Genomic DNA, 13,565 nt, shown 5'->3' with positions numbered 1-13,565 from the left:
TCTCGCTCCTTAGTCAATAATATTTTCTAATCCATATACAAGTGTGTCTACGTTCATAACTGTGTCAACAGCTAGCTTCACACCTGACATAAAAGAAGCACGGTTGTATGAATCATGACGGATTTTTAATGTTTGTCCAAATCCTCCGAACATCACTTCTTGGTGAGCAATCAGCCCTGGCAGGCGTACGCTATGTAGGCGGATTCCTTCATAATCTGCACCGCGCGCCCCTTCTAGCAATTCTTTTTCCTCAGGATGACCCTGTTTTTTTGCTTCACGAACTTCACTGATAAGCTCCGCTGTTTTTAAGCCTGTTCCTGATGGTGCATCTAACTTTTGATCGTGATGCATTTCAATAATTTCAACATCATCAAAGTACTTAGCTGCCATTTGTGAAAACTTCATCATTAAAATAGCGCCAATTGCAAAATTAGGTGCAATGATACAGCCAAGTTCCTTCTCTTCAGCAAGCTGCTGTAATTCTTTTAAATCTTCTTCTGAAAAGCCAGTTGTTCCTACAACAGGTCTTACTCCATATGTTAGGGCTGTTTTAGTATGAACGCGCCCAATTTCAGGTGTTGTCAAGTCAACTAAAACATCTGCCTTAACGTCTTGAAAACATTTTTCAATATCCGTGTAGATTGGTGCCTGTACATTTGGCATTCCTTCAATATCACTTATGTATTTTCCTTCATTGATACGATCTACCGCTGCTACTAATTCAAAATGCTCTGTTTCTTCTATTAATAATACAGCTTCTTTTCCCATACGACCTCTTGGTCCTGCAAGTACAATTCGAATTTTGTCCATTCTTTTTCTCTCCTTAGTCTTCTTTTTTCGTCCAGCGATCTTTGTCACGCGTATTAAATTTATTCATAACGCGATCATGCGCTTCTTGTAAATCAATATTTAATGAATTTGCAAAGCAAATTAATACAAATAAAATGTCGCCCATTTCTTCTTCGACCGTACGTTCTGCTTCAGTCGTTTTCTTCGGCTTTTCACCATAATAGTGGTTAATTTCGCGCGATAATTCGCCCACTTCTTCCGACATGCGCGCAAGCATAGCAAGAGGACTAAAATATCCTTCTTTAAATTGGCTAATATATGCATCAACTTCTTGCTGCATTTGCTCCATCGTTTTTTTTGACATCTTTTTATTTCACCTCTTTTAGAAGTACACTCAGCTTACTATTATAACATCTTTACTTCAAATTATTTAGTGTAATTACTTCTTCTTACCAAGCCTTTATCAGATGCTCTTTCACAATATTCCTCACGTTTCCCTTAATTCTCAAAAATCTGTCTATATTTTACGAATTGAGGATACTACTAATACATAGCACTAGAAGAAACATCATCACTTTTTACTATTTTCAAAAATCTTTTCGATAGTTATTTACGAAATGAAATATATTCCTTTATGATAAGGTAGTGCAAAAACGGTCATAGGAGGTTTGTAAGTATGAAAGGTCTCAGATTAAAAAATATTATTTTTATACTGCTTGGTGCTGCCATATTTGCGTTTGGACTTGTTAATTTTAACATGCAAAACAATTTAGCTGAAGGTGGATTCACAGGCATTACCCTGCTTTTATTTTTCTTATTTAACATTGATCCCTCTTATTCTAACTTAGTGTTAAATATTCCTTTGTTTTTTGTAGGGTGGAAACTATTAGGGAGAACAGCATTTATTTATACCATGCTCGGAGTCGTTAGCTTATCCCTATTTTTATGGATATTCCAGCGCTTCCCGGTGAATATGCCCCTGCGTCATGATATGACTCTAGCAGCTCTTTTTGCCGGTGTTTTTATTGGAGTGGGTCTTGGCATTATTTTCAGGTTTGGAGGAACAACAGGAGGAGTCGATATCATCGCACGTGTTGTTCAAAAATATATCGGGTGGAATATGGGAAAAACGATGTTTCTTTTTGACTTTATTGTGATTAGTGCGTCTCTCATTTATTTATCCTACCGAGAAGCTATGTACACACTTGTTGCAGTCTTTGTCGCTGCACGGGTTATTGACTTTATGCAAGACGGCGCGTATGCCGCGAAAGGAGCAACGATCATTTCAAATCATAACGAAGCCATATCGGATAAAATTATGAAAGAAATGGATCGAGGCGTGACGATTTTAAAAGGACAAGGTTCTTTTTCTAAGCAAGATACCAACGTGCTATACTGCGTGGTTAGTAAAAATGAAATTTTCCGTTTAAAGCAAGTTATTACTTCTGTAGATCCACACGCATTCGTTGCAGTTACGGATGTTCATGATGTCTTAGGCGAAGGATTTACCCTTGATGAAAATAAAAAACCGCTTGAAAGATAAAAAAAATACCGCTAATGCGGTATTTTTTTATTAGTCGTCGTTATTCATTCCTGTATAAATCATGATTAAACGAACCAACTCAAGAACTGCTACTGCTGCGGCTGCTACGTATGTTAAAGCCGCTGCGTTAAGCACTTTACGCGTCTCGCGCTCTTCGTCATTTCGAATCGCTCCGACTGAGACGATTTGCGTCATCGCTCGGCTTGAAGCGTTAAATTCAACAGGCAGTGTTACAACTTGGAATACGACCGCTGCTGCCATGAAAATAATACCTAACAATAGCAACGGCTTAATCGACGCGATAATTCCAATCATAATTAAAATCCAAGAAGCGTTTGATCCAAGGCTTGCCACCGGCACAAGGGAGTGGCGAAGACGTAAAAACGAATAGTTTTCTTTGTCTTGAATCGCGTGTCCCACTTCGTGAGCCGCAACGGCAGCGCCCGCAACAGACGTTCCGTAATAGTTGTCTTCTGATAAACGAATTACTTTTGAACGAGGATCGTAGTGATCCGATAAAAATCCGCCTACAGGCTCTACGTGAACGTTGTACAACCCGTTTTCATCCAAAATTTTTCTTGCCACTTCTGCGCCTGTCATTCCTGATGAGTTGCTTACTTGTGAATATTTTTTGTAAGCACTTCTCACCTTAAACTGTGCCCAAATTGGCACAAGGATAATAATGAGAAAATAAATCAAAAAGCTCATTTACCCACACCTTTCATTATGTGTTTGACTACTCTTTTATTTTAGACAATTCTGCGCTTTTACGTCAATCATTACGCCCTCTAGCTGACTTTCTTTTCTGGTCAGCAAAATATTTTCGCGCTCCTACATAAAAAAGTGTAGCAATAATAATACTTCCGGTGGTAATTGTAACCCAAATAAAAGACGGGTCTGTACGATTTTCTTTTACTTGTTCAAAAAAATCTTTTAAGTTTTGTTCCATTTGGTTAAACTGCTCATCGTTAATCTCACTTGGCGTTCCTTCAGTTTGTAAAAAGTGAACGTCCGCGCTCACACGCTGTACGTAGGGAGACGACACGTCTACCTGCGCGCTCGGTAAGATCATATCATATTCCTTCAAAAATTGCTTAAGCTGCGCTTCATAAGCCGCTTGTTCTCCTTTTACCGCTTCATTTCGCATCTCTTTAAATGTTGCTAGCATACTGCCTTCGAGCTCAGTCCACATAGGCTGATGCTTGCTGTGCAGCGCATCGACTAACAATCGAAATTGAGTAGCTTTTTGAAGACGTTCTTCATCACTGGAATCAGAAGATAAAAGAGACCTTTCTACCTGTTCATAACAAAGAGTTAAAATACGTATATCTTCGGCCGATACGCCCAAAGAAGCTGTATTGAGACTGGTAAATTCATTCGAAAAGTTTCTGAACAAATGTTGGGCTGCTTTATACTCCTTTTGCTCTACAAGCGATAGCGTTTGATCAGATAAGTTATCAAGCTTTTCCCACTGCCCTTCAGCTGCATGTACAGTAGTCGTATATGCAAAGAAAAGTACGAGCAATATTCCTACTATTCTTCCTTTCATTCTCGTCCCTCCTCTAACCTCTACTAAAACTTATGAGAAAGAGGACAAGAGTAGACCTATTTTCAAAAGGAAGTTTTAATCTTACTATTCATTCATCGGAGTGATAAAGTTTTGCGTGTAATATTTCTCATATACACCTACACCAAGACGCGTAAACTCTTTATTGAGTAAAGCCTTACGATGTCCCTCACTATTAAGCCACCCTTCAACCGCAGCGATTCCATCCTGATAATTCGAGGCAATATTTTCGCCCGCGATACGATATACTACATCACCTTTTTGCAGACGGTTGCCTAAATCACCTTGTGCTGGTGAAACGTGAGAGAAATAGTTTAAGTCGCTCATTTCTTTGCTGTGTAAATAAGCTACTCCAGCAGTGGCTTCGTCCCAAGCTAAAGGTGACAGCTGAAACCGGTCTCGAATTACATTTGTAATATCGATAATTTGCTGCTCTTCTCCTTCTTGGACACTTTTCCACTCCTCCGATGTCAATGACGGAGCTGTTGGAAGCTCGCCGCGATAAACAATTTCGTACGGGCGCTGTTTTAATAGCGTGTCCATGTCCATAATTCGAATACTTGAGATTGTATTAAGGAACTGATCAAAATATAGTTGGACGTATACATCTCCATATTTAATAATGGGACGCATTTTCATATCCTCTTCACTCAGACGAAATCGGTATTCATTTCCGTCTTTTTGAAGCGTGAGTTCGGATGAAAGTGAAACTCTTTTTTCTACTTCCTCTCGCTTCTCACCAATCTCAAAAGGATCTGTATTTGTTTTTGAGCCAATGACGTATACAGATACGACTTGATTATTTTCTACTCCTACCTGCGCATACGTTTGACGATTCTTTTTGTAAATCCACCAGTCATAGCCATATGCAGAAGAATCAATACGATCCGGCTCTCCAAGCATTCCAATTAACTGTTCTGAATGATCTCCAATAAGCCTCATCATATTTTCACTTTGTTTTTCATAAGAAGCCACTTCTTGTGTGGGCTGACTTTTGGAATCCGTTTGGTTTTGCTCAATATTTTGACCCGTTAGATATTTTTCTAGCTGAGGTAAATAATCCTCCGCGTATACAAATGCCACTATTAATACGAGAATAAAAATAACTTTTTTCAGCTTTTCTTCCTCTCCTTACACCTGTTTTCTTTACCTGTTTAACTTATTTTTATCTCTATTATACATGCATTCAAAAAAAAATAGCTATCGGTATGAAGGAAACAAAAGAAAAAGCCAACTATTTACGAATATACTGCAAACAGTTGGCTTTCGCTTTTTAATGCGTTTGTTGTGAAATGTCTGAGAGCGCTTCTCCTGCACGTTCATTTGCATAGCGAAACGTTGATAAATCACCTAGCGATACAATCCCTACTAGCTTTTGATTTTCCACAACGGGAAGACGACGGATTTGATGTTGAGCCATAAGCTTAGAAGCTTCTTCTACAGAGGCTTCCGCTGTAATAGTTATAAGCTCTTCACTCATAACATCCGTTACTTTACTTGAATTTGGCTTCTTTTCTGCAATGCCTTTTATAACTAAGTCTCGATCTGTAATCATTCCTACTAGCTGATCTCTATCGACAATTGGAATTGCTCCTACATTCCATTCCTTCATTTTCACTGCTACTTCATATACGTTATCAAGCGTGGTGCATGTTTCCGTATCAGCTGTCATTACCTCTTGTACAGTTTTCATTGTTTTATCCTCCTTTACATCGTGTGTTCGTTTTATAGTGTGACCAACTTTTTAGTAAACTTTCATATTTAAAACGTTTAAATAAAAATAGATAACGTTTACATTTTTCCTTATTAGATATTGCAAGTTTTATCCATTCGGCTTATGATTTAATTGGGGTATATCTGTTTTGGGAGGGAGTTCATATGAAATTTGAATATGCAAAATTTGATTCATTAAAGGTTGATTTAGATTTATTAGATGAGATTATGCATCAATTTGGTCTGGTCCGCGCCGGACAATGGGATTATGAACGCGTCACGTACGATCGAAAATTCGAATTTCAGCGAGATACCTTCTATTTGCGAGTCCAAGGACATGCTATTTCAGGCGATGTAGGGGGCAGGCATGCTGTTATTCATCTTATGACACCTCTACTAGGCAAACATTATTATCCTCACGGTGTAGAATATGGAGACGGCGAATACTTTCCGCCATCCCTTGTAGAACAGTGTGAAAAGATATTAACACAAATCAAATCACAGCTTGAAACCGTTCAGCTATAGAATTAGAAAAAGCGCAGTAATCACACTGCGCTTTTTTTAATTCAAAGGAGGAGTAGACGGAAATTCCTTTGGTTTTATATCTTGAGGCTCAGTAAAATCGAGCATGTACGTATCTTTCTCTCGTTCTTTTCGAGCCCACTGAAAAAAAATAAATCCTAAAACCGTTCCATACACAATTTCTTGAATGATCTTCATAATAACACCGCCTAGCTGCTGATCTTCCACGGGCGGCAGCGTATTAAACATCTCGGGAGCAAGCTGCCCTAAATTTGCAATCATAGAAGGTGGTACACAAAGGGAAAGAGCTTGTACCCAAGCGCTTGAGTCTGTATACGTCGCATATAAAGAGTGATTTGCAAAAATAATCAGCGCGCATGCTGGAGTAAGGAGTACACCATCTGCAAAAATGTATCCAAGTTTTTTTAAAGAACTTAGCGTTTGTTCTTCTTCTAGCTGATTAACGAGTGGCCACCACATGCAAAATGCAGCGATAAATAATACAACACTCACGATTCCGTGGAGCATCATATTCGTTTTAATAACATCAAAAAGCAGCGGAATATGATACAAAGAGAATAACCCATTAAATAATAGCAGAGCAATTAAAGGCTTTGTAAAGAATTTAAAAACATGTTTAACCCCTTTTACATAAATAACAGAACGAGCTAGCCACGGCGGAATTCCTAAAATAAAAAGCGGAGGAATCACCAAGTAAACGATGGCCATTTGCGTCATGTGAGCACTAAACATAAAATGCCCTAGTAAATCTACGGGTCCTCCTTTACATATATATAAAAGAACCATGCTAATAATAAAATACGCTTTTGTTTTTCTGTTTACGGCCTCCGCTCCCATAAAATTCCCTCTCCATCTACCAACGATGAAAAAATATAAGACGGTCACCAGACAAATAGTTAGAAAATAATAAGGACTCCAAAGTGCTTCAAAACCAAACATCCGCAAATTGTTAATCAACGTCTATTCCTCCTTCTACAGATGATGAAAAGGACTGGCGCATGCCAGCCCTTTTCTTTACCACCAAATAATGGTTACAAAAGCTAAAATGGTTAAAAGAGCTACCAATACGCCTGAATACAAGAAAAATGCTGGTATGGTATGTCCTTTGTGGTTCATATGCATGAAATAATAAAGTTGAAAGATGACTTGAACAACTGCCAAGAGCACAATCACCGGCATAATGTACCATCCGCTAAACTCTTGATAAACCGCAAAAAAAGCAATTAGTGTTAAAAACAGCATCATCGCAAAAGAGACAACTTGCATTTTCATATCTTCTGCATTTCTTTTTTTGCGATACTCTAAATTGAGCCTTGGGTTATCTGAGTTTGATTGATTTGTCGTCATCAGCTTATCCCACCATTCCCATTAAATATACAACCGTGAAAATAAAGACCCACACAACATCGATAAAGTGCCAGTATAAACTTGCTACATAATATTTTGGGGCGTTATATAAGTTTAACCCCCGCTTCGCATTTCGAATCATTAAAGAACCAATCCAAAGCAATCCAAACGTTACGTGAGCTCCGTGAGTTCCAACTAGCGCATAGAAAGAAGAACCGAATGCGCTGCTTGTGAACGTATGCCCTTCATGAACATAATGCCTGAACTCATAAATTTCTAATCCTAAGAAAGCTAAACCTAAAAGCCACGTAACGCCTAACCATAGCTGCATCTTTTTAAATTCAAAATTTTTCATATGATACATAGCATATACGCTTGTTAGTGAACTTGTTAATAAAATCATCGTGGCTGCAAAAACAAGCTTAATATCAAACAATTCTTCCGGCTTAGGTCCTGACATCGTTGAGTTGCGCAAAGCTAAATAAGTAGCAAAAAGTGAAGCAAACAAAACCGTCTCTCCGCCTAAAAAGAGCCAAAAGCCAGTAAATTTATTTTTCCCTTCGAGCGTTGCTTTTTCAGGCGAAGCAGGGAAAGTTTCAGCAGTTAGCTTTTGTTCAGTCTCCATTACATCTTCGCCTCCTTGTCATCATCAACTAAGTCTTCTTTATGAATATGAAAGCCGTGATCATCAATCCATGAACGGAAGAACATCGATAAAAACATGACGATCATTCCAATAATCCCCACAATATCTCCCCACGCATGGTCATTTCGATACAAAAATCCAATCCCTGCAATAAACATTCCAAGCGAGATCATAAATGGAATAAACGACGAGTTTGGCATATGAATATCACCAAGAGGTTCGGCTGGCGTCATTTCTTTATTTCCTGCCATTTTTTCAATCCAATATGCATCTAAACCGCGTACAAGCGGCGTTTGTTTAAAGTTATACTCTGGAGGCGGAGATGAAATAGCCCATTCTAATGTACGTCCGTCTCCCCAAGGGTCTCCTCCTACCTTTTGTCCTTTGGCAGTTGTTTTTATAATATTAAACAGTAAAATGAGCGTAGCAACCGCCATGAAAGCAGCTCCTGATGAACTGATTGCATTCCCAAGGTCGAGACCTTGATTAGGCAAGAACGTCCATACGCGGCGAGGCATCCCCATTAGACCTAAGAAATGCTGAATAAAGAACGTTAAGTGGAAACCAATCAAAAAGAGCCAGAACGTTGCTTTGCTTAACTTTTCATCTAACATCTTCCCAAACATTTTTGGCCACCAGTATGTGACACCCGCTAATATAGCGTATACGACACCGCCTACGATAACGTAATGGAAGTGGGCAACGATAAAATAAGAATCTTGAAATTGATAATCTGCAGGTGCTACAGCTGCCATAACTCCTGTTACTCCCCCGATAACAAATGATGGAATAAAGGCGACAGCATACAGCATTGGAGACGTAAACTCAATACTTCCTCCCCAAAGCGTAAACAGCCAGTTGAAAATTTTAATTCCAGTTGGAACGGCGATAGCCATCGTAGCGACAGCAAAAATGGCATTTGCAATCGGACCAAGTCCGGTTGTAAACATGTGGTGAGCCCACACCATGAACCCTAAAAATCCGATTAATACGGTAGCAAAAACCATCGACGAGTACCCGAATAATCTCTTTCTTGAAAAAGTAGGTAAAATTTCAGAGAAGACACCAAACGCTGGAAGAATTAAAATATATACTTCCGGATGACCGAATATCCAGAAAAGATGTTCCCAGATAATGGTGTTTCCACCCATTGTGGCGTCAAAAAAGTTTCCACCGAATAAGCGGTCAAAAATCATTAAAAACAATCCAACCGTTAGTGCTGGAAACGCAAACAAAATAAGAGCTGATGCAACAAACGTCGTCCACGTAAACAGCGGCATACGCATATAAGTCATACCTGGCGCCCTCATGTTAATGATTGTCACGAGAAAGTTGATACCTGAAATCAATGTCCCGGCTCCCGAAATCTGCAAACCTATCGCATAAAAATCAATTCCGTGACCAGGTGATGCAATAGACAGCGAAGCATATGATGTCCAACCTGCATCAGGTGCTCCTCCTAAAAACCAGCTTAGATTTAAAAAGAGTCCCCCAAAGGCAAACAGCCAAAAACCTAACAAATTTAAAAATGGAAATGCTACATCTCGAGCTCCAATTTGCAGCGGAACAACTGCATTCATCATGGCAAAAAGAAGCGGCATTGCGGCTAAGAAAATCATCGTTGTTCCATGCATTGTTAAAATTTCATTATACGTTCCTGCACTGACAAAGTCATTGCTTGGTATAGCCAGCTGAATACGTATAAATAGCGCTTCCACTCCTCCGACTAGAAAAAAGATACCGCCGGCAATTAAATAAAGAATGGCAATTTTCTTATGGTCAACGGTTGTCATAAAGTCCCAAATTGTTCCACCTACACCCTTCTTTTGACTGAGTGTACTCATCGCTAAACCTCCCCTTTTAAAAACGACTGGACGTTTATTTTTCTTTTAAACTCATTAAATAGTCTGCTAGCTCATTCACTTGTTCATCTGTTAAGTCAGGATATGTACCACTCATCTTATTACCCGGCTTAACTTTTTCAGGGTCTTTTAACCATTTTTTGATATTTTCCTTGTTGTGAGGAAGCACCCCAGCTACACGCTCACGTTCAGAAAAACCGGCTAAGTTTGGTGCTTGACGAGCTTGCTCTGGACGATTGTCTTTGACGTCAACAGCATGACATCCGATACAGCTTTCATTAAAGACCTCTTGACCAGCTTTTGCGGATGCTGTTTCTACATCAGGCTTTGCCTTTTTCAAATCTTTTGCCCACGTATCAAATTCACCGCTTGATACAGCCCGTACTTTAAAGTCCATAAGAGAATGAGATGGACCGCAAAGCTCAGCACATTTTCCGTAGAAAACCCCGTTAGCTTCCTTCGATTTTTTAGAATCAAACACTAGCCAGAATTTATTATCATTTTCTGTGTTAGCATCGAGCTTTCCTCCAACTGAAGGAATCCAGAATGAGTGCTTGACGTCAGAAGCTTTAATATTAAAGTAGACCTTTTTATCCGTTGGCACAACTAGATCTTGCGATGTAATAATTTTTTGATTAGGATACTCAAATTCCCACCAGTACAAGTTAGCGCGCACATTTACTACGACAGCATCTTTGTCCTTCATTCCTTTTACGTCCGCTAGCTTAAATGTTGAGATGACCGTTGGAACAGTCAAAATAATCAGCAGCAAGATAGGGATCACTGTCCATATAATTTCTAACTTTCTGCTTCCCTCTACTTGCTTTGGAATCACATTTTCTTCGCCTTTGCGACGACGAAAGCGCAGAATAACAAATATAAAGATAATGGTGACAACAATAATAACTAAAACCATGATGGCTGTACTAAGCAGCATAAGCGAATATTGTTCTTCAGCTACCTCACCTGCAGGCTTAAGTGTTGACAAAAACGGTTTTCCACAGGCCGATAACACGAATGCAAGCAGCGTAAATAACGACAAAACACGAAAGTTCAATCGCCATTTTTTCATACCATTCCCCAACCTCTCTTTCATTGACGTGATTTCATCTATGCCCTCTTGAGCATAAAACTTATTCCTTCTATAATGAATTCTACATGTAGAAGAAATCCCCCTTGTGCAGTGTCGCATTCAGTGAAAGATTTTATCTAGGCAAAAAGCGTTGCGACAATCATTGAGACAAATAAAATAGTTAAATAGTTTAGTGAGTAGACAAACATCATGCTAGCCCACTTTGTGTCTTCTTGTTTATTGTATTGAGCAATTCCCAAAAATAGCCATCCTATGTTTAAAACAGTGGCCAAAATTAGAAATGGAGTGCCTAATTCGTATAAATAAAGAGGTAATGGCAACAAACAAGCAATCCAAATGAGAATCTGTCGTTTTGTAAGCTCAAAACCGTGTACAACAGGCAACATAGGGATTCCCGCTGCCCGGTATTCTTCACATCTTCGCATAGCAAGAGCTAGAAAATGAGGCGGCTGCCAAATAAACATGATTAAAAATAACACCCAAGCCACTACATGTAAGTTGGGATCGATAGCGGCCCATCCAATTAAAGGAGGGACAGCGCCTGATATACTTCCGATTACTGTATTAATTGTGTATAGTCTTTTGGACCACATGGTGTAAAGAACTACATATGTAAGTATTCCTGCTAATCCAATGAGAGCGGCTACGGAAGAAACAACTAGTAGCATAAGCAAGCCGGTTAACGTAAAACCGATTCCAATCCCAAGGACCGTCAAAGGTGTAAAACTTCCTGTCACTGTAGGTCGTCCCTTTGTTCGTTCCATTAGAGGGTCAATGTCACGATCTATGTAATTGTTCAAACTGCATGAACCGGCGATGATAAGTGAAGAACCTATTAAAGTAAAAAATGCTTTATCCAGGTTTTCTAAGAAGTGTTGTTCGTTGAAGAAAAGAGCTAGCCAAAAACCAGTAAAGGTGGTGATGAAATTTGAATTGACTATTCCAATTTTAATCGTAGCTAAAAAATCTGACCAAATGGAGCTATTTTCGCTTACATGAGCTGTGTTAGGCGATGCAGAAAGCGTTGAATCTTCCACCATTTTTGAATCTTCCATGGCGCGTCCTCCTTTACTCATCCACAGACTTTTATCTAGTAAATAAAGAGTCTATAAATGAAGGCGTTTTCAACATATTTTTACAAAAATCTCCTCTTTGTTCACAAAGAAGTCATATTCCTCTCACCAAAGCTACTTAAAAGCTTCACATGTAAACGATAAAATAGTAGAGAAATATCTATTTCTCATGTTTATTAAACCATATTTTGCCGCTACTTTGTGAAGAATTCATGAAAAAAATATGGATTTTTTTTGACATGAGCTAAATGCATGTCCCTGTCACTTGTTAAAAGATATTTGTGCAAGTAAAATAGTTTTCTGTACGGTACCTTTTACATATCTGCAGAGTCAAACTCATGAATAAACCTTACACTTTCTACCATTATAACAAATTCAATCAAGTTTATGGAGAATAAATGAAATTTATGTTTAATATACAAAAAGATTAGGATAAATTGTTTAGCTCGTTATATTACTTACTTTGCTTTTAGGATGGTGATTATTGTGCGACTTGGATTAAAATCTTTATCCGTTGTGACGAGCATGGCCATGTTACTTATTCTACTTGGCGGTGCCCTTGTCACGAAAACTGGTTCAGCAGACGGGTGCGGAGATTCTTGGCCTCTGTGTAATGGACAGCTCATTCCTGACCCTTTAACATTTGAAACCGTTGTTGAACTAAGCCACCGTTTAGTTTCTGGCGTGTCGGGCTTTCTTGTGCTCGCTTTATGCGTATGGGCATGGATTTCACTAGGACATATAAAAGAAGTTAGACCTTTAGCATTTATCTCTTTTTTCTTCCTAGTACTGCAAGCATTAATTGGGGCTGCTGCCGTTATGTGGGGGCAATCAGATGCAGTGCTTGCTCTTCATTTTGGTATTTCCCTTATTTCGTTTGCTTCTGTGCTGCTGTTAACACTTATTATCTTTGAAGTGGATCAAAAGCTCGACGCAACTAATATACAGCTAGGCTCTAAAATGAAAAAACACATTTACGGGGTTATCTTGTACACATATGCTGTTGTGTACACGGGCGCGCTTGTTCGCCATAAAGAAGCTAGCTTGGCTTGTCCAGACGTTCCATTTTGTTCAAACGGAAACGGTTGGCTACCTGTTGATTTGAATCAGTGGATTCAAATGGGACATCGATTCGCTGCTGTTTTAACGTTTGTATGGATTTTAGCTGCCTTTATCCATGCAGTTAAATATTATCGCCATCAAAAAAATATTTTTTACGGATGGTTAACTGCTCTCATTCTAGTTATTTTTCAGGCGGTTTCCGGTATGCTTGTTGTTGTCACACGTTTGCAGCTAGAGCTCGCGCTTGCTCATTCTTTAATTATCTCTTTCCTATTCGGTGTATTAAGCTACTTAACCTTACTTGCAACGCGTCATACACATAATTGA

At 39.0% G+C, this 13,565-nt stretch carries 15 protein-coding genes; 3 read left to right on the top strand and 12 right to left on the bottom strand.

Going from position 1 to position 13,565, the window contains the following annotated elements; translation table 11 throughout:
- Window positions 1–9: 9 nt before the first annotated feature.
- Both dapB and JNUCC25_RS06965 read right to left on the bottom strand, forming a co-directional pair.
- Window positions 10–810: a 4-hydroxy-tetrahydrodipicolinate reductase gene (gene dapB / locus JNUCC25_RS06970; RefSeq protein ID WP_013082318.1), complete on the bottom strand. Its 801-nt coding sequence runs from the start codon at window positions 808–810 to the stop codon at window positions 10–12.
- A gap of 13 nt (window positions 811–823) precedes the next feature.
- On the bottom strand, window positions 824–1,153 hold the full coding sequence (locus tag JNUCC25_RS06965; protein WP_013056090.1) for a nucleotide pyrophosphohydrolase: 330 nt from the start codon (window positions 1,151–1,153) through the stop codon (window positions 824–826).
- A 312-nt stretch (window positions 1,154–1,465) separates the two neighbouring features.
- Here JNUCC25_RS06965 and JNUCC25_RS06960 point away from each other — a divergent pair, with 312 nt between their 5' ends.
- Complete coding sequence (locus tag JNUCC25_RS06960; protein WP_013082317.1) at window positions 1,466–2,332, top strand: YitT family protein; 867 nt, start codon at window positions 1,466–1,468, stop codon at window positions 2,330–2,332.
- Between the two features lie 30 nt (window positions 2,333–2,362).
- Here the strand turns inward: JNUCC25_RS06960 and JNUCC25_RS06955 are convergent, their stop codons facing one another.
- From JNUCC25_RS06955 to JNUCC25_RS06940, 4 genes are all read right to left on the bottom strand, one after another.
- Window positions 2,363–3,040, bottom strand: a complete 678-nt coding sequence (locus tag JNUCC25_RS06955; RefSeq protein ID WP_013056088.1) for a zinc metallopeptidase — start codon at window positions 3,038–3,040, stop codon at window positions 2,363–2,365.
- A gap of 64 nt (window positions 3,041–3,104) precedes the next feature.
- Entirely contained in the window at window positions 3,105–3,881 is a 777-nt protein-coding gene (locus JNUCC25_RS06950) for a sporulation protein YpjB (protein ID WP_013056087.1), read from the bottom strand.
- Window positions 3,882–3,965: 84 nt separating this feature from the next.
- Complete coding sequence (locus JNUCC25_RS06945; RefSeq protein WP_029325123.1) at window positions 3,966–4,982, bottom strand: CAP domain-containing protein; 1,017 nt, start codon at window positions 4,980–4,982, stop codon at window positions 3,966–3,968.
- 190 nt (window positions 4,983–5,172) lie between these two features.
- Complete coding sequence (locus JNUCC25_RS06940) at window positions 5,173–5,592, bottom strand: CBS domain-containing protein (RefSeq protein ID WP_013056085.1); 420 nt, start codon at window positions 5,590–5,592, stop codon at window positions 5,173–5,175.
- A gap of 185 nt (window positions 5,593–5,777) precedes the next feature.
- Between JNUCC25_RS06940 and JNUCC25_RS06935 the strand changes: the two genes are divergently transcribed.
- Complete coding sequence (locus JNUCC25_RS06935; protein WP_013056084.1) at window positions 5,778–6,137, top strand: YugN family protein; 360 nt, start codon at window positions 5,778–5,780, stop codon at window positions 6,135–6,137.
- A 36-nt stretch (window positions 6,138–6,173) separates the two neighbouring features.
- Here JNUCC25_RS06935 and ctaG read toward each other — a convergent pair whose 3' ends face one another.
- From ctaG to cyoE, 6 genes are all read right to left on the bottom strand, one after another.
- Window positions 6,174–7,112 carry a cytochrome c oxidase assembly factor CtaG gene (gene ctaG, locus JNUCC25_RS06930; protein ID WP_029325122.1) on the bottom strand — a complete coding sequence of 313 codons (939 nt, stop codon included), beginning with the start codon at window positions 7,110–7,112 and terminating at the stop codon, window positions 6,174–6,176.
- Between the two features lie 57 nt (window positions 7,113–7,169).
- Window positions 7,170–7,502, bottom strand: coding sequence for a cytochrome c oxidase subunit IVB (gene ctaF / locus JNUCC25_RS06925; protein ID WP_013056082.1), 333 nt, complete (start codon window positions 7,500–7,502; stop codon window positions 7,170–7,172).
- A gap of 4 nt (window positions 7,503–7,506) precedes the next feature.
- Window positions 7,507–8,127, bottom strand: coding sequence for a cytochrome c oxidase subunit III (gene ctaE / locus JNUCC25_RS06920; protein ID WP_013056081.1), 621 nt, complete (start codon window positions 8,125–8,127; stop codon window positions 7,507–7,509).
- Window positions 8,127–9,992, bottom strand: coding sequence for a cytochrome c oxidase subunit I (ctaD, locus tag JNUCC25_RS06915; RefSeq protein WP_029325121.1), 1,866 nt, complete (start codon window positions 9,990–9,992; stop codon window positions 8,127–8,129). The genes ctaE and ctaD overlap by 1 nt, the downstream gene beginning before the upstream one ends.
- A gap of 34 nt (window positions 9,993–10,026) precedes the next feature.
- The gene (gene coxB, locus JNUCC25_RS06910; protein WP_013056079.1) at window positions 10,027–11,082 is read right to left on the bottom strand and encodes a cytochrome c oxidase subunit II; all 1,056 of its coding nucleotides are present in this window, start codon (window positions 11,080–11,082) and stop codon (window positions 10,027–10,029) included.
- Between the two features lie 137 nt (window positions 11,083–11,219).
- Entirely contained in the window at window positions 11,220–12,158 is a 939-nt protein-coding gene (cyoE, locus tag JNUCC25_RS06905; RefSeq protein WP_029325120.1) for a heme o synthase, read from the bottom strand.
- Between the two features lie 504 nt (window positions 12,159–12,662).
- Between cyoE and JNUCC25_RS06900 the strand changes: the two genes are divergently transcribed.
- Window positions 12,663–13,565, top strand: a complete 903-nt coding sequence (locus tag JNUCC25_RS06900) for a COX15/CtaA family protein (RefSeq protein WP_029325119.1) — start codon at window positions 12,663–12,665, stop codon at window positions 13,563–13,565.

This window comes from Priestia sp. JNUCC 25 (genome assembly GCF_053667915.1).
The sequence above is the reverse complement of the archived record's forward strand: the minus strand, read 5'-3'. Positions and strand labels throughout refer to the sequence as shown.

What these genes read in the sequence shown, in the direction of transcription:
- JNUCC25_RS06935 (WP_013056084.1), top strand. Translation starts at nt 5,778, where the DNA reads ATGAAATTTGAATATGCAAAATTTGATTCATTAAAGGTTGATTTAGAT.
- coxB (WP_013056079.1), bottom strand. Translation starts at nt 11,082, where the DNA reads ATGAAAAAATGGCGATTGAACTTTCGTGTTTTGTCGTTATTTACGCTG.
- JNUCC25_RS06955 (WP_013056088.1), bottom strand. Translation starts at nt 3,040, where the DNA reads ATGAGCTTTTTGATTTATTTTCTCATTATTATCCTTGTGCCAATTTGG.
- cyoE (WP_029325120.1), bottom strand. Translation starts at nt 12,158, where the DNA reads ATGGAAGATTCAAAAATGGTGGAAGATTCAACGCTTTCTGCATCGCCT.
- JNUCC25_RS06960 (WP_013082317.1), top strand. Translation starts at nt 1,466, where the DNA reads ATGAAAGGTCTCAGATTAAAAAATATTATTTTTATACTGCTTGGTGCT.
- dapB (WP_013082318.1), bottom strand. Translation starts at nt 810, where the DNA reads ATGGACAAAATTCGAATTGTACTTGCAGGACCAAGAGGTCGTATGGGA.
- JNUCC25_RS06950 (WP_013056087.1), bottom strand. Translation starts at nt 3,881, where the DNA reads ATGAAAGGAAGAATAGTAGGAATATTGCTCGTACTTTTCTTTGCATAT.
- JNUCC25_RS06940 (WP_013056085.1), bottom strand. Translation starts at nt 5,592, where the DNA reads ATGAAAACTGTACAAGAGGTAATGACAGCTGATACGGAAACATGCACC.
- ctaF (WP_013056082.1), bottom strand. Translation starts at nt 7,502, where the DNA reads ATGACGACAAATCAATCAAACTCAGATAACCCAAGGCTCAATTTAGAG.
- JNUCC25_RS06965 (WP_013056090.1), bottom strand. Translation starts at nt 1,153, where the DNA reads ATGTCAAAAAAAACGATGGAGCAAATGCAGCAAGAAGTTGATGCATAT.
- ctaD (WP_029325121.1), bottom strand. Translation starts at nt 9,992, where the DNA reads ATGAGTACACTCAGTCAAAAGAAGGGTGTAGGTGGAACAATTTGGGAC.
- ctaE (WP_013056081.1), bottom strand. Translation starts at nt 8,127, where the DNA reads ATGGAGACTGAACAAAAGCTAACTGCTGAAACTTTCCCTGCTTCGCCT.